Genomic DNA, 23189 nt, shown 5'->3' with positions numbered 1-23189 from the left:
ATTGATATTCAGCGGATTTTGAAAATCTGCTCTAGATTCCGGGGAATGCCCAATATAATCCGTTGGGAATCAGCGGCGTTCGCGGACAGCTAATGTGACTGTTGAAATGCTGGTGAGCTTGCTGCCCATACGTATCTCTACGCGCCATGTTTGCAACGTTTTACCGACATTTTCGGGAGTTGCGGTGGCGGTCAATGTGCCAGACGTCACAGGGCGGAAGTGATGCGTGTTGATGTCCACTCCGACTGCAACGTGAGAGGCATCAAGCCGCGCCATCGCGCCCAAACTTGCGGCCTCCTCAGCCAAAACCGCATTCACTCCGCCGTGCAGAATCCCGAAGGGTTGTAGAACGTTTTCTGTAACCGGCAATGTTAAGATGACCTTTGACCGCGAGATTTCCTGTTGTTTGATGCCCAGATAATTCGCAAGTGACATACTATCGAACCTCGTATTCGCAATAGGGGACATGACGCTAAGGAGCAACATGGCGACAAGTCACGATTTCGAGACCGTCAAGGAGTATGACGAAATACTCTTCGAGCGGCTCGACCATATAGCCAAAATCACCATCAATCGGCCCGAGAGGCGCAACGCTTTCACGCCGAAGACCATCGAGGAGCTGATCGACGCCTTCACGATTTGCCGTGATGATGCGACGGTCGGTGTCATCATCTTCACCGGCGCGGGCGATCTCGCGTTCTCGTCGGGCGGCGACCAGGGCGTGCGCGGCAACGGCGGCTACGTCGGTTCCGATCACGTCGCGCGCTTGAACGTGCTCGACCTGCAACACCTTATCCGCATCATCCCCAAACCCGTCATCGCGATGGTGCGCGGCTGGTCCGTGGGCGGCGGCAATGTGCTGCAACTGGTCTGCGACCTGACGATCGCGGCCGACAACGCGAAGTTCGGCCAGACCGGGCCCAAGGTCGGCAGCTTCGACGCGGGCTACGGTTCTGGCCTGCTCGCCGACGTCATCGGCCAGAAGCGCGCGAAGGAAGTCTGGTTCCTCGGCCACTTCTACACCGCCGAGGAGGCGCTGCAGATGGGCTGGATCAACAAGGTCGTTCCGCTGGCCGACATCGAGGACGAGACCATCAAGTGGTGCCGCGAGCTATTGACCAAGTCGCCGATGGCTCTGCGCTTCATCAAGGCCTCCATGAACGCCGCGACCGACGGGCTCGCCGGGCTGCAGCAGCTGGGCGGCGACGCGACCATGCTCTTCTACACCACCGACGAGGCCAAGGAAGGCCGCGACGCGTTCAACCAGAAGCGCACGCCCAATTTCGACCAGTTCCCGAAATTCCCGTGATCCTCAGTCAGCAGTATTCATGCTTCTTGGCCCACCAAGAAGGTCAAAATCGCATGAATGATGCTTGATTCTTCGTTTTTAGGGCCACTTGGCGTGTCAAGAGGTCCAAAAAATGAAGGATAGGGTATGAAAGTTCCATTTTCAGGCGACTTGGCGCGCCAAGAGGTCTCGATAACGCGGATTGGGGGAGTCTGTTATGGATAATTGGGTGCTGAAACGCGCGATGCTCACACCGGAACGCACGGCGGTTTACGACGGCGAGACGCGCTATACATTCGGCGACGTGTTCGACGAGGCCCAACGGCTGGGCGGCGTGCTCAGCAAGTTCGGTGCATTCAAAATACAGAACGTGGCGATGGTCTCCAACAACAACGTCCGCGGCTACCTGCTGGCCGTCGCGCTGCTGCTATATGGCAAGACCGTCGTGTGGCTCAACAAGCGCCTGACCAATGACGAGCTCATCGGCCAGATGCGCGACGCCGGAGTCGCCTGCTGCCTCAAGGACGACAGCCTGCCCGCCGATTTGCTGGATGGAGCTTCAGCCGATGGCAACGTCCACGTTGTTGGTTTCGACGAGATATTCGCGAAGGCTGACAATTTCAAACTTGGTGATAGCTCCGCTGCTTCCCTGCGAATTTCCCCGATTCCGAGGGAATTCGCCGACGATCAGGTGGTCAGCATCATGTTCACCTCCGGGTCGACGGGTGCGCCGAAAGGCATTCAGCAGACCGTGCGCAACCACTTCACCTCGGCGACGAGCGTGGCGCTCAATCTCGGCACCGAACCGTCCGACGAATGGCTGTGCGCCGTGCCGATTTTCCATATCAGTGGATATTCCATTATTCTGCGTGGCCTGATTTTCGGCGTCGCCGTGCGGCTGATGAACCATTTCGACGCTGAAGAGATGGAACGGATCTTGGCCGAAGAGCCAGTGACTTGGGTTTCGGTAGTGCCCACGATGCTCAAACAGCTGGTGCCGGTACATGAGCAGCGTGTGTTGGTCGGAGGAGGATCTGACGGCGCACTGGACGTGACGGCAACCATGATGCCGGGCGCGGTTTCGGACCCGTTTGGCGCGGAACGACATGCTACGTCGGATGCGGCGCTTGCGTCGGCAGACGGAAAGCAAGCGGACCATTCGGCAGATGAAGCCGATTCGACGCAGCTGTTGCCTTCTCATTTCGGTTATTCGTCGACGTTCAAAGGTTTTATTCTGGGCGGAGAGAAGTCTGACCTTGCATTGCTGAAGCGTTGCCATAAGCTCGGTATGGTGGTCGTGCGTTCATACGGCATGACCGAAACCTGCTCGCAGATTGTCGGCACAAGCACGGGCGACGGCGCTCGAAAGCTGCTTTCCAGCGGCAAGCCATACTTCACCACTTCGATGAAGCTGGCCAGCGCGACCGGCGAGATTCTCATTAAAACAGGAGCGCTGACTCCCGGATACCTGAATCGGCCCGGTGCTATGGAAGCCAAGAAAACCGCTGACGGCTGGTATAAGACGGGCGATGTCGGTCATTTTGACGTCGACGGCTATCTTTATATCGACGGCAGGCTCGACAACATGATCATCTCCGGCGGCGAGCATGTCTTCCCCGAAGAGGTCGAGCGGGTCTACGCCGACTGCCCGGGCATCGACGAGATTGCCGTCGCTTCCGAGCCGGACGAGAAGTGGGGCGAGGTGCCGGTCGCCTACGTGGTGTGCAAAGAGGGTTATGACAGGCTTGTGGAAAACAGGCAAGCCAGCGTAGCCGCTTCCGTTCCTGGCGAATCGGACGCCGACGGATCCGCCTCAAAAAATATGCCTGATATCAGTGGCGGGGCAATTGCTGCCGGAGAACCGATATCGCGGGTTGGCGGCAGGGAAACCGATGAATCGGTTGAGGGCGATCGGCGGAGCAAGACGAAGCAAACCCGCGCAGAGGTTTCGGCCTCCTTAGACGCGCGGTGGCGAGTTCGGCCGGAACAATCTGGCGCATTACAAAGTACCGCAGCGTTTTTATCGTGTTGATTCCCTGCCGCGCACGAGCACAGGCAAAGTCTGTCGCTTCCTGCTCGGCGAAAACTAGCACGAAGCCGGAGATTGTTCCAAAGCCCCGGTCTCGGCGGCGCCTTGGGGTCTCATCTCTTGAAGCGTAATTTGAAAATACCGGGTTTGCGATGCACCCTGAAAACGTGCAATATATTACATTGTAATAACTGGATGTTTTTATATATTCGGTTTAATGAAATAGATAAATCGATTATAACTTATGAGGTTTTACGTAAAATAAATTAAGATTTTTCATCTGACTAAAGCTTGAACTCATCGATGAATACTGGGCAACATCCCTTATTTTTAACGCCTTATACAACTATACCTGAAATGTTTATTTCCGAATTGCGATGCACTGATAGGATGATGGTAAATATTTTTAGTTAATGTGCTTTTGGTTATAGGCAAAGGATTTATGCAGAACGGCATTGACAGGGGAATGGGGAAAGTGTTCCCTCGTGATAATGCATATGCCGCGAGGCTCTGATCCAAAGGCCAGGGGAGTTAGAGATATGAAGTGGTTTGACAGGCGTCGAACAATGAAGCACGCAGCCGGTACAACGCAGAATGCGGGTGGGCGGACCAAGAAACAGCTGAAGTGGCTCGTGGCCATGGTGGCTGCGGTGGCAACGTTGCTGAGCGGCGGAGTGATCGCCTCGGCCAACCCCAGCGACCCAAGTTCTTCCGGCAGCTCCTCTCAATCTGCGCAGCGTAATAATAAGGTGGGCACTCAGGGGGATCCGGAGTACCAATTCCTCAATTTCTCGCAATCCGTTTACGGTGTTGATGGTGCGAACCCGACGGCCCTCAAGCCCGGCGACAAATTCACCTATCAATTCAATCTCGGCTGCTCCGAGACCAACTGCGAAGATGCGAGCCTCGCCGATCAGCTACCCGCGGCCCTGCAAGGCTTTGCCATCATCGATTTCACCGTCAGCTCGACCCTGCAGGCAAACGTCCAATGGAAGGAAGGCGGGGTGAACCAGCCTTCGAGGCCTGCAACCGTTGGCGCTGGCACCTCGTTCACGCTGACTCCGGGCCAGCAATTCGTTTCGGACGGAACCAACAAGACCGGTTTGGTTGTAGGTATGAACGGCTCGGTCGGTCTCACGTTGCAGGTTCCTGCAAACTTTTCGGCAAGCGATCCGCGCAACAAAACCAATTTCGTCAATTCCGCGACGCTTTCCGCTTCTAATTCCAAGTCGGTGACTTCATCGGCCACGGCGAAGGTGAGCATCGACCAGAAACTTGAGGCCAAAGGCACGGCTTCGTTTGATCCTGCCAATACCCAGTACGTGGCCGGTGCGGCACAGGTCCTCAAACTCAACGTCACGAACACCTCGAACATCGACGCCGACAAGGTTATCGTCCAGATTCCGCAGGATGCCCAAGCCGGCGCGAATGCCACTTCGCTTGACACCAACAACCCGTTCCGTTTCTTCGATTTTGATAGTTTTGGCGCCACGGTGATGCCGGCCGGCGCCACGCAGGTACAGACGGATGCCTATGTCAAAGACGGCACCGGCAAATGGAACTGGGTCAACGGCGTTGCCGCGTCCGCGTTCGCCTTGCCCACCGGTGTGAGCGCCAGCGGTGTGGCCGGACTCCGCTTCACCTTCTCCGGCGGAACGATGGCGCCGAATGTTGCGACCGCCAGCCCGATTATCCTCAATCTCAAACAGCGTTCGACCGATCGCAACGATGCAAGCAACAGTCCGCTTGCCGGATTGAGTACGTCGTCTTCTGTCAGCCCCATCGTTGAAGCCAACGCCGCGAAGGGATCACAAACCGGCGTGCCGACGGCTTCGGCCCCGGCGACGGTAACGCTTTCGCCGAACCAATTGAACGTCACGGTGAGCGAGTCCTTCGACCCGGCCCGTCACCCGGCCGGCAACAAGGCGGTCGGAACGGTTGTGATCACTAATGGCAACTCGGCGGTGGCAAAGATGGAAGCCAAGGTTGGCAGCGGCTTCTTCAGCTCCGATATCCAGTTCGACGGTTTCAAAGAAGGTATTACATATACGGCGGGTGCCGACAGCGGAACGGTTGTCTACCACATGCTTGGTGGCGGCCCTGACCAGAGCGTGACATTCGCTAACGGCGCGGTTCCGGCGCTGCCCACCGGTGACATCTCTTCGTTCACCGTCAAATTCGGATCGACTCCTGCCGGAGGCGTCGCTGATCCAATAGGTTCCGGCGCAAACGCTTCCATCAGGTTCACGGTGAAGTCCTCAAGCGCGCACAGCTTCCCAGCAGGCCAGACCACGCAGGATATCACCGATGCCAACACCACCGCCAAGGTCACTGCGTACAACACGGCAACGGCGTCCGCCACGGCTCCGGCCGCGACCATGACGCTGGTCAAGCCGCAGATACTGGTGAGTGTGAACAAGACGGTAAGCCCGAGCGATGCCGTCCCAGTCGAGCATCAGGCGGTGGTTGGTTTTTCCGAGTCGACCAGTGCCAACACCGATTATCTGCAGCCCAAGGTCATTACTGTTGAAGATTCCTGGGTCAACAAGACCATCGACGGCAGCGGCACGATCCACGAAGGCACCTCCTCCGATCCCAATAATTTCTGGAACGTCTTCGATTTGAATGCCATCGAATCCACGCCGATTCCCGCCCATACCAAGCTGACCGTCAGCGTCAACCTTCCGGGCGTGGGCTGGGTCGATCTCGACAGCAAAGCCGAGCAGAACGCAAGTTATATGTATAGCCTTGGCGCAGCGGATCTCAAGACCAAACTGGGCGCCGCCCATTCCGGCGCGACCCCGGACCAGGTCACCGGCATACGCTTCAAGCTCGAAGCCCAAGGCTCCAACAACGCCTTCGCCGGCAGCACCTCGATTTCGCAGTATGTCAGTTTCGTCGCCCGTGACCAGAAGCGCGACGGATCCGGTCCGACCGACGTCCTTGACAATCCCGGCCCGCAGCGGCCGACGAAATACGATTACGGCAACACCACCAGTCTCGCCACTTCCGGTGTAACGGATGATGGCCATGTCGTCCACAGCAACGCTCTCGACGCAGACGCGACCAACCAGAAGAAGGTCGGTATCTTCACGTTCAATAATCCGGATCCCCATATCGGCCATGATTTCTACGGCGTCAATGACTGGATCAGCACGACGTTCACCGGATCCCGACGCTTCCGGGGCTCCAATCAGTGCCGTGGCCTCGCTGTCCGGCAAGAAAGTCACCTCGCATCTCAACTGGGGTGTCAACTCGGACATGGTTTCCGTGTCGGTCAAGCAGTCCGGAGATGTGGCGGATTATCCGGATGCGGGTGCGCACAACGATCAGTGGCATGACGTTTTCAATCTGATTTCCATCGATCCCATTGCCGTTTCGGACACCCCGTATACCAACGGTTGGTATTTGAAGTATGACAAGATCACCGAGGTGCGGGTCTTCAGCGCTTCCGCTGGCGCTTGGGTCACGGTTCCGGCGCCGGACGGAACGTGGCAGAACGCCGACCGTTCCTTCAAGGGTTATACGGTGCCGAGTGGCGACATTGAGGGTGTCACCGGCCTCGAGGTGAACCTGGCGCCCGACGATGCCGCCCGTAGTGCCGACATCGCGGCAGGTAAGACCTACGTGCCCCATCCGGGAACGGGTGTGGTGGCTTCTGCCCCAACGCGTGATTTCTCAGCCACTTGGCAGATTCGCGACAAGAAACGTGGGACAGGCACGTTCGTCACCGGCAGCGTGCTGCATACGGGCGACACAAGCCATCATCAGCCGCAGAATGACAGGTTGGATGCCGAAAGGGCGACGGCCGCGGATCCCGCCTATCCGAACATGTTGTATTATGTGGCGAAGAATGGCGCGAAGCTCGACATCACTGATTACAAAGCGGCCATCAAGGAAGGCGACGGAGGGACGTATAACCTTCTGGTGCCGCCGCACGGTGTTTCCGTCCCGGTCGGTTCCTATCCGACGCAAACGTATGACATCTCTGCGACCAACGATTCTGCGAACCGTGCCTCGTACCTGCGTATCGTTACTCCTTCGGAATGCGATACCGGCAGCCAGACCAGCTGCTATACCGCCAATACCCCGTTCGCGGCCACACAGAATCCATTCACCGCAGCGCAGGTTCCCGATATCGGCACAGGCAAGCTCGATTCCACCTCGACATGCCCAACATGTTCAACCGTCAGACGCTGACCCATATCGATATCGGCGCTGACGACCCAAGCCAGATATCGCTTGCCGATTCGCGTGTCTATATTCTTCGCTATACGCCGACCAATTACGCGACCGGCACCGGTACTTTCGCCGTTGATCCGTCGATCACGACCGCCGCGCAGGCCAATGCCATGACGGAAGCCGACCTTGCCAACGTCGTCGCTGTTGCGGTCACTTTCCAAGGTTCCTCCGACCCGGCAACGGTTGGCCCGACCCTGACTAAGGGCAACTACGTGCATGTGAAGCTGACGGCACGCGTGCGTGACACGTTACGTGCTACGAACCAGCCGTTTGTGCCAAGCGCCGCCGAGGGCAATAATGCCTATGTCAACCGTGCCACCGCGCAGATCTACGCGCCGATCACCGACAGCGATGCGGCAGATAAGCCCACCAAGTTCATCAAAACGAACGTCAATTACCGCACCGGAAGCCTGCTGACCTCCATCGGCGAGACCATCGCTCCCAACAATCTGGTCGAGGTCAACCCACAAGTGCCGCAGACCGTCACGATGAACGCGAACAGCACCAACGGCGCGAGCGTGGATTCCACACTTTCGCCCACCAAGGTGACGTTGACGAGTTGGCCCGACGGCCAAGGCAAGAGTGGCAGCTCTACCAAAACCGGTCACTTCTGGAAGAACTTCAACTTCACCGGCCTCACGCAGCTCACGTTCCCTGCAGGCGCCACGAAGGTGAAGATTGGTGTCTACGGGCCGTTCGGGCCCGGCGGCGCAATGGGATGGAAAGACGGAGCCGAGCAGGCGCAGCTTCCCGGTGGAAGCGTGGCTTATGATTTGCCGGTAACGTCGGCACAATACAACGATATCCAAGGGTTGCGTTTCGTTTTCACCAACCCGGACGCTCTTGGCAATCCAAAGTTATTCACGGATTCCAGCAACGTCTCTTGGAACTCGCAGATCCAGTATCGGGTGGTCCAGCGCACAACCGAGCGCGGCAACGATACGCAGAACGTCACCTACCCGGGCAGCGAGCCCAACGCGGTCTCCTCCGAGGCGGAAAGCATTCTGCACGATGGCATCAACCCCGATCAATCCACCTCTGCCGATACCAGTACCCCCATGATCTGGGGCTCCGGCATAGCCGGTCTCGGCGTCAGCGAGGTGGCCAACAACGGTACTCCTTCGGTCGAGGTCGGGCAGATGGTGCCGTGGGATGTCTACTTCTCCAACATCGGCACCGGGTACCTCGATATTGACAAGGTGAGTGCCGACCTGCCCGCCGAACTGCGCTATACCGGCCAGGAAGCCCCGGCGATCCGGCCCATCCGATTGTCTTTACGCCTGGTGCTGTCGGCGGCGTGCCCAATTCCGGACAGCTTAATACCGCGCCGACGCTCGATTCCAGCAACCCCAGCAAGCTTGTGTTCAGCTGGCCGGCGGGCAAGAGCCGCATGTTGCCGGGCGAAGTGGTGAAAATGACCATCTGGCTGGAAGTGGAGCCGGGTGCAATGGCTGGTGCGAACGTCAACCTGCCTGTCGCGGTTACCAGCAAGAAGCATTTGACGCGTTTGTGGTACGTCGACGGTCATCCCCAAACGGTTACGCCCGTTACGGATGGCGTCAGCCCTCTCAGTATTGGCGGCAAGGTGACGGCTTTCGTCACCCCATCCAGCGGCGAAAACGTTTATATCGTCGGTGGTGTGAAAGGTAGCAAAGCGGGCGCAGTCAATACGCTCGACTCCACACAAACCTGCACCCCGACTCTCACCGCGCTTGACGGCCATAGCTATTACCGCGCGCCGTGCCGCGCCAATACCGCGCTCGGCGGCAAGGATGATTGGGTACTGCACATGGTCAACGCCGGTACCACCACGGAGAAGAAGGTCCAGTTCTTCGAGCAGCTTCCGGCCAAGCACGACAAGAGCGTGGTGGCCAGCAGCGATTACCGTGGTTCGACCTATCGTCCAGAGCTCACCGGAGCCCCGAGCATTGTAGGAGCGCCTGTGGGCACGACGGCGACCATTGAGGCTTCCACCGATACCTCGCCTTGCGTAGGTACGTGGAGCACGTTGCCGGGTATTTCCAGCAGCCCTGCGAACACGTCCTGCTCGGCCTCGACTTGGGTTCCGAGCGCCAGTGTCACGGATTGGTCGAAGGTCACCGGCCTGCGTATAACCCTTGACTTCACGACTTCCGCCGATCATGGGCTCGTACCCGGCAAAGGCGCGGACGTCACCTATACGTCCAAGAACGTTCCGGCAACGTCCCCGGGTTCGCTCGCGGATGATTCCGACCCGTCGGTTCCCGTTTCGCTCGATCAGGCGGCCGGTGCGCAGGAGGCTTGGGGCCAGTTCGGTATCCTTTATACTTCGGCCGACGACACCATGCATCCTGCTGCGCCGGAACGCTTCGGCACGCGCATCGAAATCGGTTCCCTCAAGGTCGACAAGGCCGTGGAAGGTGCCGCCGCGAGCGCGTATACCCCGCAGCAGGTTCGCGCCTCGGTTACTTGCAAGGACGCCGATGATAATTCCATACTCTTCGGCGGTCAGAGCCACGGTCTGATCACGCTGAACAAGCAGATTGACGGCAGTTACGCGGCCGGCAGGCTTACGGGCATTCCGTTGAGTGTCGATGTCAGCGGCTCCGGCAATACCGTCTGCACGGTTTCCGAAGACGGCACGCTCGGCCAGTTCGGTGAGGCCGCACGTACCGTGAGCGTCAATGGTGACAACAACACCAGTGATTCCGATACGGTGAATATTACCGCTGGCGACACGCTCGACGGAGCCAACAACCCGACCAACGCGGTGGTCGCCGCCCAATCCGCGAAGATCACCAACACCTACCGCTACTCCGGCTTGAGCGTCACCAAGAAGGTCGACACCAAGGCCGACAAGGGCAGCTTCGGTTCGTTCAACTTCAAGGCGGTCTGCAAAACGAGCGACGGCCAGACGGTCAAGTTCAATGGCGGTCGTGACGACAGTGCTTCATTCACGCTGAGTGACGGCCAGACTTGGAATGCGCCGGCCGATACGGTTCCGGCCAACTCCACTTGCACCATCACCGAAACCGATACCTCGGCAGCCGACAAGACGGTGTTCACTGGCGACAATGTCACCGACAATACCAACGGCAGCGCGAGCGTCCGCGTCGGCGATGGCAGCGCGGGCGACATCGCCCATCTGGCGGTCACCACGGTGGCCAACCATTACGATGCCGGCACGCTTACCGTCAACCGCGCGGTTTCCGGGGCCGGGGCTTCCCGTTACGGCAGTGTTCCCGTCACCTTCAAGGCGGTCTGCGATTACCGCGGCCAGCAGTTGCTCGACGAGAGGTTCGACCTCGCCGGCTCGGCTACCAAGAGCTTTGGCGTTTTCCCTGCGGGCACGCAGTGCACCATCACGCAGGTGGCTGATTCGGGCGCGACGAACCATACGTTCCTGCCTGCCAACGGTCAAGTGACCATTGCCACCGTGGCGCAGGCCAGTACCGCCGATGCCGCTGCTGTTGCCAGTTCCAGCGTTCCAGGCTCCGTTCCCGGAACCCCCACGCTGGTCAACGACCTGAGCAGTGTCACCGTCGCCGAAACCGACCGGTATGACGTGGGCCAGGTACCGATTGTCCTGAAGCGCACCGGCGACGAAAGCGCTGTGCAGTCTCGCGGCAACGGTCCGTTCAAGATTAAGGCGACCTGCACCTACCAGCGTGACGGGAACCCTGTCTCGATTGGTTTGGGCGGCGACGGCACGTTTGTTCTGACCGGATCGAATGGTTACAGCACAACGCTTAACGACATTCTGCTGGGTGCGCATTGCTCGGTCGTGCAGACCGATTCGGCCGGCGCGGATTCCACGTCGATCGACCCGGTGAACGGCGACGAGACGGTGGTCGAGGACACGGGCAGGAACACGGTGACCATCACCGATGTCTTCCGCAACAAGCCTCCGCTTGCCGGCCCTGTCGCGGGTCCCGTCAGCGCTCCCGTTGCAGGTCCCATCGCTGGTCCTGTCGGTGGCCTTCTCGTGGGCAATGGCTCTACGTCCAACGGTTCCAGGGTCAACGGTTCCGCGGCCAACGCTCGCTCTTCGATGGCCAGGACAGGTGCGGCGGTTGCCGGTATCGTCGTGCTGATTATCATTCTGCTTGCGGGTGGTGTGATAATCCTCTACATGCGCCGTCGTTCGACGGGCGGCGATGAGAGCGATACCGCTTTGGATGACTCCGGCGATTCGGTTGAGTCCGGCAAGCCCAATGGTTCGGATAATTCTCCGTCAACGGATTCCGGCGAGCCGAATCACGGAATGTAATTTGGTAGCCGATTGAAGTTGAAGGCCGGATACGTCAAACGTATCCGGCCTTCAACTTTCCGGGCGGTATGTATGGAATAGCAAATAATATTATTTCTCAATAAGTTCGAATAGTGAGATGCCTGCGGGTGCCGGTTTAGAATCGCGCCTATGGTTCTAACTAAACGGGTCAAGAGCCCGAAAGAACTCGGTAAACGTGAAGGGAGGACGCCATGAGGAACGGATTGATGAGTTTCAGCGCACAATCAGCACGAATTATTAGCCCGTCTTCGTTGGCGGCCTGATTTTCGCATTCAGCTTGAGCCCCGCCAATGAAGGCAGGGCAAGCAAGCAAATCGTTCGGTCGAACGAATGGCGATATCAAAGATATCGAAGCATATAGCTTTCTGAACCCTGCATCCAACGGCAGGGTTCATTTGTTATTACGCCCCAAAAGGTCACCGTGGTAGTGCCGCAAGAACGTATACGAACAATAAAACTCAACAACGCAAGACTCAAACCGACAATGCAGACGGAATTCAGGCGATATTGGAGGATTCCCAAACCAACTGTCCGCACAGCAAGCACAACGCGGGCTGCGGGTGCGGGCTGCAAGCTGCAGGCTGCGGGCGGCGAGAGCGACGAGAGAACGAATGAAGCAGTAATCGGTACATGGCGTATCGGAGGAGAACATTATGACATCAGTCGACACAGCGGCTGGGAACGGCAGTAGCAGCGGCAACGGCAATGCGGCAACGGCCGCAAGCACGGCGAAACTTCAGGCGATGGCCCACGATTCGGTCGGCACCGTCATCGCCGCCTCGATGGTCGGCACGGCCATTGAATTCTACGATTTCTATGCTTACGGCACCGCCTCGGCCAACTATTTTCCGAAGATTTTCTTCTCGGACAAGACCAACCCGACCGTGGCGCTTCTGGTCAGCCTCCTGACCTTCGGCATCGCCTTCGTCGCCCGTCCGTTGGGCTCCCTGATTTTCGGCCACTTCGGCGACCGCATGGGCCGCAAGACCACCTTGGTCGTCAGCCTGATGACCATGGGCCTGGCCACGTTCCTCATCGGCTGCCTGCCGACCTACAGCCAGTGGGGCCTGCTCGCCGTCGTCGTGCTCTGCCTTTGCCGCTTCATCCAAGGCATCGGGCTTGGCGGCGAATGGTCCGGCGCGGCGCTGGTCGCCACCGAAAACGCCCCGGCCAACAAGCGTGCGCTCTATGGCTCGTTCCCTGAACTCGGCGCTCCGATCGGGTTCTTCCTCTCCAACGGCACCTACTTCCTGCTCGAATCGTTCTGCAACGAGCAGCAGATGCTCGCGTGGGGCTGGCGCGTGCCGTTCCTGCTTTCCATCGTGCTGGTCGTGATCGGCCTGGTCGTGCGCGTCCACATGGAGGAAACCCCGATTTTCCGCCTCGCCCAAGAGCAGAAGAAGACCGTCAAATCGCCGCTGAAGGAAGTCTTCCGCACCAGCTGGCGTCAGGTCTTGCAGGCCACGTTCATCGTCGCGGTCACCTACACCCTCTTCTACACGCTGGCTACTTGGTCGCTGGCCTGGGGCACCAAGCCCAAGGGCGAGGGCGGCGGTGGTCTCGGCTTCACCAACCGCGAGTACCTGTTGATGCTCATGGTCGCCGTCTGCGTCTTCGCCGCATTCATCGTGCTCTCGTGCGTCTACGCCGACAGGCTCGGCCGTCGCCGCGTGCTGATGTTCTCCGCGGTCGCTCTGGTCGTCTTCTCGTTCGTCTTCCCCTACCTGCTGATGGGCCACCGCAACTTCGCGGAAATCATGGTCTTCCTGTGCGTCGGCTTCGCGCTGATGGGCATCGCCTTCGGTCCGGTTGGCGCGATTCTGCCCGAGCTCTTCAGCGCCAACATCCGTTACTCCGGCTCCGGTCTGGGCTACAACCTCGCCGCCATCGTCGGTGCGGCCTTCGTCCCGACCGTCGCCACCTGGCTCTCGTCCCACTGGGGCGTGCGTTCGGTCGGCCTCTATATGGCCGTGATGGCGTTGTGCTGCTTGGTCTCCCTACTCACCTGCAAGGAAACCAAGGACACCGACTTCACCGCGTGATTGCGCTGGGCTGTCACCGAGCGGCTTGGTTCCATCGGACTTTCGGTGACAGCCCTTATATATATGGACGATTATGCGACCTGTCGCCGTTCATTGAAGGTATCTTTATAACTAAATATTTATAATTAAAAAGCAATAACAAGATTTGAAAATGGTTTACGATTCGGGATTCGTTCCGTCTCAATCTGCGAAAAATAACTGTTCGATAATTGGACGGCGGCGTGGTTTGCGCTGTGACCGGCGTTACAATGAGCAGTTAACGGGACAAAATCCCTTTTGATCAAGAGCCAGTTTCTAGGCTTCGGCAGGCAAGGTGCCTGATCCGGGGCAAATAATAATAAATTATGCAAGGAGTGCATATTATGGCAGCACAAATCTGGTACGAAGACGACGCTGATCTTTCCGTTCTCGACGGCAAGAAGGTCGGTATCATCGGTTACGGCTCGCAAGGTCACGCCCACGCGCTGAACCTGCGCGACTCCGGTGTGGACGTCGTCGTCGGTCTGCGGCCTACCTCCAAGTCCGTTGAGTACGCCAAGGAGCAGGGACTTGAGGTCATGTCCGTCGCTGATATGGCGAAGGTTGCGGACATCATTATGTTCCTGGCTCCTGATCAGTATCAGGGCACGATCTATAAGGAAGAGGTCGAGCCCAACATGAAGCCCGATGCGGCGCTCGCCTTCGCGCACGGCTTCAACATTCGTTACGGCTACATCAAGCCGGGCAAGGGCCACATGACCTTCATGGTCGCTCCGAAGGGCCCGGGCCACATCGTTCGCCGCGAGTACGTCGCCGGCCGTGGTGTGCCGGTGGTTGTCGCCTGCGAGAACGACGACAAGGGCGACGGCTGGGCCATCACCCTCGCCTATGCCAAGGCTCTTGGCGCCCTGCGCGCCGGTGCCATCAAGACCACCTTCAAGGAAGAGACCGAAACCGACCTCTTCGGTGAGCAGGACGTGCTCATGGGCGGCGTCAACCACTTGGTCGAGACCGGTTTCGAGGTCCTCACCGACGCCGGCTATCAGCCGGAGATCGCCTACTTCGAGGTCTGCCACGAGCTGAAGATGCTCGTCGACCTGATGAACGAGGGCGGCCTGAACAAGGCGCGTTGGTCCTGCTCCGACACCGCACAGTACGGCGATTTCACTTCCACTGTGATCGACGAGCATACCCGCCACAACATGGAGCATCAGCTGCAGCGCATTCAGGACGGTTCGTTCGCCAAGGAATTCATGGACGATCAGGCCGCTGGCGCCCCGCACTTCAAGGAACTGCAGGAGAAGTACAGCCACGAAAAGATCGAGACTGTCGGCCCGAAGCTCCGTTCGATGTTCTCCTGGCTCAAGGGCAAGGCTGCGGACGCCGATGAGAACGAGTCCTTCAACGGCTCCATCGCCCGTACGCAGGTGCAGAAGTGAGCTTGCTGAAGGTTCTTGTCAGTTAGCTTCAAGAATGTAAAGGTTGCCATCGGGTTTCGGCCCGGTGGCAATTTTTTGTTATCGTGTGTTGCTGCTGGGGAACTCCGGAATGGACCGGCCGTAAGAGCGTGCGGATAGCCCGCTTAAAATCGTGAATATCCGCTGAATAACCGTCGGATGCTCTCCCGGATGCTTTCTGAATGGTTGCCGAATAACTATACGGTTTCGCTGGGTGAAGCTTGTGTTGCATTGTATGGCGTCACGAAGGTGTGACGTACTTCACAACTAATAAAAAGAGTTAAAACGTAATAACTTTATTAATGTAATGCTTAAGTGCTCTGCTGTATGGCAAAAGGAAGAATCGAGCAGATTTACATCAAACCTTCTGCGTGAAAATAGGCGTCATCTCGCGCAATATTAGGCAAAATGCAAAGGCGATATTGCGATACGCTTTTTAGGCATTACAAAAAAGAAAAAGATTTGTTTCAAGCGCAAGAAGGGCGCCGAAAGCGTCAACAAGAGGCAACGCGCAATCGATTTAAGGATGGCAGACATGACCGCACGTAACGAATTGCCCAACCGCAATAACGCAAAGCAGAAGGAGAACCTTATGGGTTCCCTTGACGATTTTAATTTTGCCGGTGAGCGCGATACTTTCGCGGGTGAACACGGCCAGCGTGCAAACTTCGAAGGGAAACAGTCCAACCTCACAAGCGGGAAAAGCAACTTCGGGAACGCGCAGCGTTACTTTGGGAACCAAAAAGGGAGCATCGCAGGCAAACAGCGTAACTTCGCCAAGGGAAAGGCCGATGCTGTGGGCAAGCAGGGCATTCTGGACCGTTTCGGTTCCTGGAAGCGTGTCCTCTTCATGGCAGTCATCTTCATCTGGATCGCGGTCGGTTGCTTCGCGGCGTACAAGGCGCTGAACACCGAAACCATAGTGACGGAAAATCCCCAGACGGTCTCCGCTACCTATGAGCAAAAGCAGACCGGCGACAACGAGACCGTGGCCCCGGTTTTCGTGGCCCTGGTTCCTGCGGATACGTCGCTTGCATAGCCGAGTAGGGAAGCATGATGCTACGGTTTTGCTGAGAATTATTGGCATCCCGCGAAACCCTGCTCCGGCTTTCCGGATTGATTTTCGTTACCTAAAACCTGTCAGTCTGCTGGCAGGTTTTGTTTTTGTCCGGTGATGCGGATGAGACCATATCACAATTAAGACCAAATATCGTTATATAGTGAAAGCTGCTTATTATTAATGAAGGAAGTGGGTAGTCCGCTGCCAAGAAGATTGTCGGAAGGACATGACAATGCAGGAAGATAATAACCCGTATGGTGGTGGCTCAATGCCCCAACCCAATGCGCAGTACAACGGCCAGATGCCTTACGCTTCGCAGCAACCTGCGGACCCGGTGCAGCAGCCGGTTGACTCGGCACCGCAGAAGTCGATGAATCAGATGCCGCAGCAGCAGACGTCGGATTCAGCGCAGCAGCAGACGTCGGATTCAGCGCAGCAGCAGCCGTCGATGGGTGGTATGCCACCGCAGCAGCCCGCGAATCCAACATCGCAACCGCCAATGGGCATGCCCCAGCAGCAGCCCATGGGACAGATGCCAAAGCGCCCGGGTATGGCCCTGGCCGCTCTGATTTTGGGCATCGTCGCCATAGTCATGTTCTGGATTCCCATCGTAGGCATCGTCTGTGGCATCGCCGCCCTCGTCACCGGCATCATGTCCATGCGTAAAATCAAGGCCAACAGGCTTCCCGGCAAAGGCATGTCCGTCGCCGGCCTCGTCACCGGTATTATCGGCATCGTCCTTTCCCTCGTCATGTTCATTGCCTCGTTCTCTATTGGGATGAACATGATTAATAAAGTCACGAATCCTTCGAGTTCCGCCACTACTTCCGAATCGTCGAAAGCCAAGGACGATGCGCAGAAGGGGCTTGATACTTATAACAAGACGAAAGGCAAGGAGTTGAAGGGCAGCGGCAGCTTTGGAGGTGCCGATGTCAAGATCGTCTCCGCCCAAAAAGGCCCGAACGATGCCGAGGGACATCCCACGGTGGTCATCACCTACCAGTACAAAAATACCGATAACGAAAACCGTTCTTTTATGGAAGGTGTCCAAGACAAGGTATTCCAAAAAGGTGTTGCTTTGAAATCTACGTTCTACTCGGAAGACGTTCAGGGATATGACATGGAATCCAGAGACACCACCGTGCAGCCCGACGGCAGTTTGAATGTCACCGTCGCATACGCGTTGAGCGACGAGACCTCGCCGATCGATGTGGAACTCCGCTCGAGCGTTGATTTCAACGATCAGACGAAGATTACGCAAACATTCAACTTGCAGTAACGGCCTGCAGCCACCAGCGTTGCGGCTTGGCGCCAATCGCCAATAAGCGTCGGTGCTGACGCCAGGCAAGATTGAATCAGCGCCACGTTGCAATGCCGATACCGAAAACCGGTCACTTAGGACTTCTCCAGTGACCGGTTTTCTGCATATTCGGGCGACATACTGGAAAGTGGGCAGGTCTCGCGCAACGCAGCTATGTACTCGCGGACGGTGTTGAAGGGGATGCCGTTATGCTCCTGCTTCAAATTGTCGGTCAATTACAGCATGAAAAGGGAGTCGAAAGTCCTGCCAGTCTGCCGACAAAACTTTATAATCCGATATCTTCCTGTCGTTCTGTTGGCTGAAACAAGTATCTTGGAGCCTGAGAACAGTTATATTGTGACCAATATTCATTTTTATTGATAAAATAAATGGATGGCCCGTTGCTGGGAAGATTGCGAGAAGGACGACAACTATGCAGGAAAATGACAATCCGTACAATGACAATCCATACAATGACAATCCATACAATGACAATCCATACAATGATGGCGCTATGTCCCAGCCCAATGTGCCATATGGTGGCCAGGTGGCTTCGCAGCCGCCGATGGGCCAGATGCCCCAGCAGCCGGTTGACCCGGCATTCCAGCCTCATTTCAACCAGATGCCACAACAGCAGCAAGCAGGCCAGATGCCGCAGCAGCCGGTAGGGCCGACGTCCCAGCCGCCGATGGGTATGGCATCGCAGCCCCGATGGGTATGGAGCCCGAGCATCCGTTCGGACCTGGGGCGAAGCGTCCTGGGATGGCCGTTGTCGCGCTGATTTTGGGCATTGTTGCCATAGTCATGTTCTGGATTCCCATCGTAGGTATCGGCTGTGGCGTTGCCGCCATCGTTACCGGCCTCATCTCCATGCGTAAGATCAACGCCGAAAGGCTTCGCGGCAAAGGTATGTCGATCGGCGGCTTGGTCACCGGCATCATTGCCGCCATCCTGTCCGTCATCGTGTTCATCGGCTCGTTCAGTACCACAATGGCAAGGCTCAACGGCAGTAAAGGAGATCCTTTGGATTCCTCGGCCATCTACGCCCCTCCTCAGGGTAACAAAGACGAGAAGAAGGAAGAGCAGGATTACAAGAACCCGAAACTGAAGATACTGAAAGGCAGCGGGAGTCTTAAGGGCGCTGATGTGAAAATCGCCTCCGCCGAGAGAGGGCCGAAAGATACTGAAGGACATGCGACATTAATCATCACCTATGATTATAAAAACACCAGCAAGGAGAAGCTTTCTTTTCTGCGAGCTGTCGATGACTCGGTTTCCCAGAATGGCGTAAGTCTTTCAGAGGACTATCTGCCGCACAAGGATGGCGGATATAAGGGGTATGACGGACAATCCGATATTACTGACGTAGCGCCCAACGATAGTTTGGAGGTCACGGTTGCCTATGAGCTTGTTGATGGCTCAACACCAGTGGATGTGACGATTGAATCAGGCACTGATCTCGACGATACGACATATATTATACAAAGAATCAACATCAAGTAATAAATTCACGGTTTGTAATAGCAAATCGTGATTTTTGGGGAAAATCTGTTCTCTCGAACCGCCTAAGAAACGATTCGAGAGAACAGATTTTTTTGTAGGTTCATGTTCTTTGATTACCTTATCGATTCTGGTTTCTGTTTCAGCGCTGGGTTGACGAAGCCCTGGTTTCTGCACTTGTTGCGCTCGCCGTATCCTTTTCGCGATCTTTCAGCACTTCGGGGCGGGCCGAGGAGACGTCCATGTCCGCGAGTTTCACGATGTGGGTGTGGCGCGTGAATTTGAAGCCGAAGTAGAGGATGGCGACGAGGATGACGCTGAAATAGGTGGCCAGCAGCTCGCCCCAGTTACCGGAGGCAAAGCCTGGCAGGTCCTGTCCGCAGATCACCAGCAAGCAGAGCACGATGGCCAGGAGAGGCCCGAACGGGAAGAGCTTGGCGCGGTACTTGAGCTCAGAGAGCTTGTGGCCTTGCAGCTTGAACGCGCGACGGAAGCGGAAGTGGCTCAGCGCGATGCCGATCCAGGAGATGAAGCCGGTCAGGCCGGTCGCGGTGACCAGCCACATATAGAATTTCGGGCCAAAAATACTGCTCGAGAACGCCAGCGCCTCGATGCACAGCGTGGTGATCAGGGCCGCCAGCGGCACCCCGCGCTTGGTGGTGGTTCCCAGGAACTTCGGTGCATAGCCGTCTTTCGCCATGCCGTAGAGCATGCGGCTGGAGGCGTAGGCGCCCGTATTGACGGCCGACAAAATCGAGGTGAGCACGACGGCGTTCATGATGCTTGCCGCGCCCGCCAGCCCGGCCTTCTCGAAGACGATGGTAAACGGCGACATCGCGATGTTGCTGTCGGAAGCGCCGAGCAGGTTCGGGTCGGTGTAGGGGATGATGGCCGCGATCACGAAGATCGAAAGCAGATAGAAGAGGATGATGCGCCAGAAGACGTTGTTGATGGCCTTCGGCACCGCCTGCGTCGGATTCTCGGATTCGCCCGCGGTCACGCCCACGACCTCGGTGCCTTGGAACGAGTAGCCGGCGATGAGGAAGACGCCCATGATTGCGGGCAAACCGCCGATGAACGGCCCGCCTTTATAGGTGAAGTTCTTGAAACCGACGGCCGGCTGGAACATGATGCCGCAGATCATCAGCAGCCCCACGACGATGAAGATGATGATGGTGACGACCTTGATCAGCGCCAGCCAGAATTCCGTCTCGCCGAACGCGGAGACCACGAAGGCGTTGAGGCAGAAGATGATAACGAGCATCGTCAGGCTCCACACCCAGCCCGGGGACTTCGGGAACCAGTACTGCATCAAAAGCGCGGCGGTCGAGATATCGGTGGCGCCGGCGATGGCCCAGTTGAGCCAGTAGTCCCAGCCCATCGCGAAGCCGAGCGCCGGGTCGACGTATTTGGAACTGTAGACGGCGAACGATCCGGAGACGGGCATGTTGGTGGCGAGCTCGCCGAGGCTGGTCATCAAGAAGTAGATCATCACGCCCATGGCCGCGTAGGCCACGAGTCCGCCGCCAGGCCCGGCTTCGGCGATGGTGCCGCCGGAGGTCATGAAAAGGCCGGTGCCGATGCACCCGCCGAGTGCGATCATCGAGATTTGTCGGGTCTTGAGCTTGCGCAGGACGTGGTTGCCTCCGCCATGCTTTTGCGGTTTGCCGGTTTCCCCTGTGCCGTTCCCACCTTTTGTGGCGTTACCTATTATTGTGCCCGACTGACCAGTCATGTGGCGCTCCTCTTTCACGGGATTCCCTGCTCGTGTATTACGTGTCGCGCGTTTCGGCGCGGCGCTTTGACGGAAATAGACCACGCGGGTCGTTCGACCGTGATTGGCGGCTGGCGTGTGCGGCTCGTTTGAAAATTTCCCCAACATTTCGAAAGTCTAAGGCCGTAAGGGGATATTTGCGTTGGTTGGTTCGGGATTTGGCGAGAGCATTCTCGCGCTCCAGCAAGTAGACTCGTTTACTTGTCCCGTTCCGCTCGAGCTGTTTTGGTTTATTTGGAATATAAATTCTCATTTATGTTGTGGAATGGTCCACGTTATGAGACGGAGCCCAAAACCTTTGCATTTAGTCTGAAAGTGAGTGATAAATACTGAAATGTCGCATTGTCTAAGGGGGAATGTCGAATTATTTTCACTATTTTTTATCACATATTGCCATTTTGTGGGTAATAAATCCCTTCGGGCAGTGCCGTGAAACCTTGATGTCATCTCTCGCGGCGTACTCTATTCTCTATTGCGCGCATAAGCGGCAAGTAGCGAAGGAAGGATGATGACACAAATGGATGAAAGCAGGAATGCTGCAGCCAATGCCGATATCAACGCCAAAGCTGCAAACGGTTCGTCGGCGAACGCGGCGAACGACACCTCGGGCAATGTCGGCGGCGGTAGCGTCGGCGAAACCACCAACCAGCTCGAGCGTGGCCTGAGCAATCGCCACGTCCAGTTCATCGCCATCGGCGGCACCATCGGCACCGGCCTGTTCCTGGGCTCCGGCAAGTCGATCGCCTTCACCGGCCCCAGCATCATCCTGGTCTACATCCTCGTCGGCCTGATGATGTTCCTCCTGATGCGGGCCATCGGCGAGCTGATGTATCACGATCCGGACCAGCATACCTTCATCAATTTCATCGGCCGTTACCTCGGCTCCGGCTGGGGGCATTTCGCAGGCTGGACCTACTGGATCGTCCTTATCCTTATGGGCTTGAGCGAAATAACCGCGGTCGGCACGTATTTCGTCACCTTCTTCGACACATTCGGCTTCGATCTGCGCGCGTGGCAGCCGCTGATCGAGGTCTGCTTCCTCGCATTGCTCGCGATCATCAATCTCATTGCGGTCAAAGCGTTCGGCGAGACCGAATTCTGGTTCTCGATGATCAAGATCACCCTGATAGTCGGCCTGATCGTCACCGCCGTGGTTATGGTCATCGTCAACTTCCACTATCCCGCCGTGCAGGTCCACGGCGTCGACCATATCAGCCCGGCCGGCCATGCGGGCCTAGACAACATCTTCAACGGCCTGACCTTGGCGCCCAACGGCTGGGTCGCCTTCCTCATGGCTTTCCAGATGGTCTTCTTCTCCTACGAGATGATCGAATTCGTCGGCGTCACCGTCAGCGAGACCAAAAACCCGCGCAAGGTGCTGCCGAAAGCCATCAACGAGATCATCATGCGCATCCTGATCTTCTATGTCGGCGCGCTGATCGCCATCATGCTGATTGTGCCGTGGCAGTCGTTCAAGCCGAACAAGGACGGCTCCTTCGCCTCCCCGTTCATCATGGTCTTCCAGTACGCGGGCCTCAAGTGGGCCTCGGCGCTGGTCTTCTTCGTGGTCATCACCGCTGCGTCCTCCGCGTTGAACTCGCTGCTCTATTCCGCCGGTCGCCACCTCTTCCAGCTCGCCGAGGTCTCCACCTCGCCCACGCTCAAGAAGCTTGGCGTCGTCTCGAAGAACAGGGTTCCGGCCCGCGCCATCGTGGTCTCCGCCTGCTTCATCCTGCTTTCGCCGGTCATTAACGCGATTCCGCAGATTTCCAGCGCGTTCGTGCTCTTCGCCTCGGCCTCCAGCGCCGCGATCATCTTCATCTACATTCTGACGATGGTGGCGCACCAGTGCTATCGCCGTTCCGCCGATTTCGAGGCCGACGGTTTCGTGATGCCGGCCTACAAGCTCACGAATACGCTGACGATCTTCTTCTTCGTGTTCATCTACGCTACGTTGTTCTTGGCTCCCGACACCCGTGGTTCGGCTATAGCCGGGCTGGTCTGGCTGGTGCTTTTCGGCGGTTACAGCCTGATTCGGTATCGAGGGAAAAAGGCCGAGCTTTTAGTCTGAAAAACTGCCTGCGCCCTCGAATATGTTCAGTTGGAACGTTTGATGAGGGCGCCTCCGTCCTGTCTCAGGCTGATTATGCTGAGAGCATGATTTTTTTTTTTTTAAAAAGGTTTTACCTCCCAAAAGTATTGCAAATAATTTTACATTAGTGATATTTTTTATCGGAACGTGATTGCG

General features: G+C 57.1%; 16 protein-coding genes. 13 read left to right on the top strand and 3 right to left on the bottom strand.

Annotated features, from left to right (window positions below):
* Window positions 1-69 precede the first annotated feature (69 nt).
* Entirely contained in the window at window positions 70-435 is a 366-nt protein-coding gene (locus OZX74_RS08770; protein WP_277156527.1) for a PaaI family thioesterase, read from the bottom strand.
* A gap of 49 nt (window positions 436-484) precedes the next feature.
* On the opposite strand from OZX74_RS08770, the gene menB reads away from it, so the two are divergent.
* The 10 genes from menB to OZX74_RS08720 all read left to right on the top strand — a co-directional run bounded on the left by menB (window position 485) and on the right by OZX74_RS08720 (window position 17646).
* The gene (menB, locus tag OZX74_RS08765; protein ID WP_277156526.1) at window positions 485-1309 is read left to right on the top strand and encodes a 1,4-dihydroxy-2-naphthoyl-CoA synthase; all 825 of its coding nucleotides are present in this window, start codon (window positions 485-487) and stop codon (window positions 1307-1309) included.
* 196 nt (window positions 1310-1505) lie between these two features.
* Window positions 1506-3320, top strand: coding sequence for an AMP-binding protein (locus tag OZX74_RS08760; protein ID WP_277156525.1), 1815 nt, complete (start codon window positions 1506-1508; stop codon window positions 3318-3320).
* Window positions 3321-3883: 563 nt separating this feature from the next.
* Window positions 3884-6658: a hypothetical protein gene (locus OZX74_RS08755; RefSeq protein WP_277156524.1), complete on the top strand. Its 2775-nt coding sequence runs from the start codon at window positions 3884-3886 to the stop codon at window positions 6656-6658.
* Window positions 6612-7517, top strand: a complete 906-nt coding sequence (locus OZX74_RS08750; protein ID WP_277156523.1) for a hypothetical protein — start codon at window positions 6612-6614, stop codon at window positions 7515-7517. The genes OZX74_RS08755 and OZX74_RS08750 overlap by 47 nt, the downstream gene beginning before the upstream one ends.
* Window positions 7487-8971: a hypothetical protein gene (locus OZX74_RS08745; protein ID WP_277156522.1), complete on the top strand. Its 1485-nt coding sequence runs from the start codon at window positions 7487-7489 to the stop codon at window positions 8969-8971. Before OZX74_RS08750 ends, OZX74_RS08745 begins: the two co-directional genes overlap by 31 nt.
* Window positions 8857-11808 carry a DUF5979 domain-containing protein gene (locus OZX74_RS08740; RefSeq protein WP_277156521.1) on the top strand — a complete coding sequence of 984 codons (2952 nt, stop codon included), beginning with the start codon at window positions 8857-8859 and terminating at the stop codon, window positions 11806-11808. The genes OZX74_RS08745 and OZX74_RS08740 overlap by 115 nt, the downstream gene beginning before the upstream one ends.
* 764 nt (window positions 11809-12572) lie before the next feature.
* Window positions 12573-13871: an MFS transporter gene (locus OZX74_RS08735; protein WP_277157482.1), complete on the top strand. Its 1299-nt coding sequence runs from the start codon at window positions 12573-12575 to the stop codon at window positions 13869-13871.
* Between the two features lie 362 nt (window positions 13872-14233).
* The gene (ilvC, locus tag OZX74_RS08730; RefSeq protein WP_277156520.1) at window positions 14234-15289 is read left to right on the top strand and encodes a ketol-acid reductoisomerase; all 1056 of its coding nucleotides are present in this window, start codon (window positions 14234-14236) and stop codon (window positions 15287-15289) included.
* Window positions 15290-15842: 553 nt separating this feature from the next.
* The gene (locus tag OZX74_RS08725) at window positions 15843-16346 is read left to right on the top strand and encodes a hypothetical protein (protein WP_277156519.1); all 504 of its coding nucleotides are present in this window, start codon (window positions 15843-15845) and stop codon (window positions 16344-16346) included.
* A 253-nt stretch (window positions 16347-16599) separates the two neighbouring features.
* On the top strand, window positions 16600-17646 hold the full coding sequence (locus tag OZX74_RS08720) for a DUF5067 domain-containing protein (protein ID WP_277156518.1): 1047 nt from the start codon (window positions 16600-16602) through the stop codon (window positions 17644-17646).
* A gap of 116 nt (window positions 17647-17762) precedes the next feature.
* Here OZX74_RS08720 and OZX74_RS08715 read toward each other — a convergent pair whose 3' ends face one another.
* Window positions 17763-17903, bottom strand: coding sequence for a hypothetical protein (locus OZX74_RS08715; RefSeq protein WP_277156517.1), 141 nt, complete (start codon window positions 17901-17903; stop codon window positions 17763-17765).
* A gap of 197 nt (window positions 17904-18100) precedes the next feature.
* Here OZX74_RS08715 and OZX74_RS08710 point away from each other — a divergent pair, with 197 nt between their 5' ends.
* Window positions 18101-18448, top strand: coding sequence for a hypothetical protein (locus OZX74_RS08710; RefSeq protein ID WP_277156516.1), 348 nt, complete (start codon window positions 18101-18103; stop codon window positions 18446-18448).
* Window positions 18430-19170 (top strand): DUF5067 domain-containing protein, encoded by a 741-nt coding sequence (locus tag OZX74_RS08705; protein ID WP_277156515.1) that lies wholly within the window; start codon window positions 18430-18432, stop codon window positions 19168-19170. The genes OZX74_RS08710 and OZX74_RS08705 overlap by 19 nt, the downstream gene beginning before the upstream one ends.
* A gap of 139 nt (window positions 19171-19309) precedes the next feature.
* Here OZX74_RS08705 and OZX74_RS08700 read toward each other — a convergent pair whose 3' ends face one another.
* Complete coding sequence (locus tag OZX74_RS08700; protein WP_277156514.1) at window positions 19310-20902, bottom strand: amino acid permease; 1593 nt, start codon at window positions 20900-20902, stop codon at window positions 19310-19312.
* 547 nt (window positions 20903-21449) lie between these two features.
* Between OZX74_RS08700 and OZX74_RS08695 the strand changes: the two genes are divergently transcribed.
* Window positions 21450-23012: an amino acid permease gene (locus tag OZX74_RS08695; RefSeq protein WP_277156513.1), complete on the top strand. Its 1563-nt coding sequence runs from the start codon at window positions 21450-21452 to the stop codon at window positions 23010-23012.
* The last annotated feature ends 177 nt before the right edge of the window (window positions 23013-23189 follow it).

The organism is Bifidobacterium sp. ESL0798, from assembly GCF_029395415.1.
Lineage (GTDB): Bacteria > Actinomycetota > Actinomycetes > Actinomycetales > Bifidobacteriaceae > Bifidobacterium.
The sequence above is the reverse complement of the archived record's forward strand: the minus strand, read 5'-3'. Positions and strand labels throughout refer to the sequence as shown.

Bases quoted from the DNA above. Each gene is read 5' to 3' on its own strand.
- OZX74_RS08710 (WP_277156516.1), top strand. From the start codon at position 18,101: ATGCAGGAAAATGACAATCCGTACAATGACAATCCATACAATGACAAT.
- OZX74_RS08705 (WP_277156515.1), top strand. From the start codon at position 18,430: ATGGCCGTTGTCGCGCTGATTTTGGGCATTGTTGCCATAGTCATGTTC.
- ilvC (WP_277156520.1), top strand. From the start codon at position 14,234: ATGGCAGCACAAATCTGGTACGAAGACGACGCTGATCTTTCCGTTCTC.
- OZX74_RS08745 (WP_277156522.1), top strand. From the start codon at position 7,487: ATGCCCAACATGTTCAACCGTCAGACGCTGACCCATATCGATATCGGC.
- OZX74_RS08770 (WP_277156527.1), bottom strand. From the start codon at position 435: ATGTCACTTGCGAATTATCTGGGCATCAAACAACAGGAAATCTCGCGG.
- OZX74_RS08700 (WP_277156514.1), bottom strand. From the start codon at position 20,902: ATGACTGGTCAGTCGGGCACAATAATAGGTAACGCCACAAAAGGTGGG.
- OZX74_RS08760 (WP_277156525.1), top strand. From the start codon at position 1,506: ATGGATAATTGGGTGCTGAAACGCGCGATGCTCACACCGGAACGCACG.
- menB (WP_277156526.1), top strand. From the start codon at position 485: ATGGCGACAAGTCACGATTTCGAGACCGTCAAGGAGTATGACGAAATA.
- OZX74_RS08735 (WP_277157482.1), top strand. From the start codon at position 12,573: ATGGCCCACGATTCGGTCGGCACCGTCATCGCCGCCTCGATGGTCGGC.
- OZX74_RS08720 (WP_277156518.1), top strand. From the start codon at position 16,600: ATGCAGGAAGATAATAACCCGTATGGTGGTGGCTCAATGCCCCAACCC.
- OZX74_RS08725 (WP_277156519.1), top strand. From the start codon at position 15,843: ATGACCGCACGTAACGAATTGCCCAACCGCAATAACGCAAAGCAGAAG.
- OZX74_RS08695 (WP_277156513.1), top strand. From the start codon at position 21,450: ATGACACAAATGGATGAAAGCAGGAATGCTGCAGCCAATGCCGATATC.
- OZX74_RS08755 (WP_277156524.1), top strand. From the start codon at position 3,884: ATGAAGCACGCAGCCGGTACAACGCAGAATGCGGGTGGGCGGACCAAG.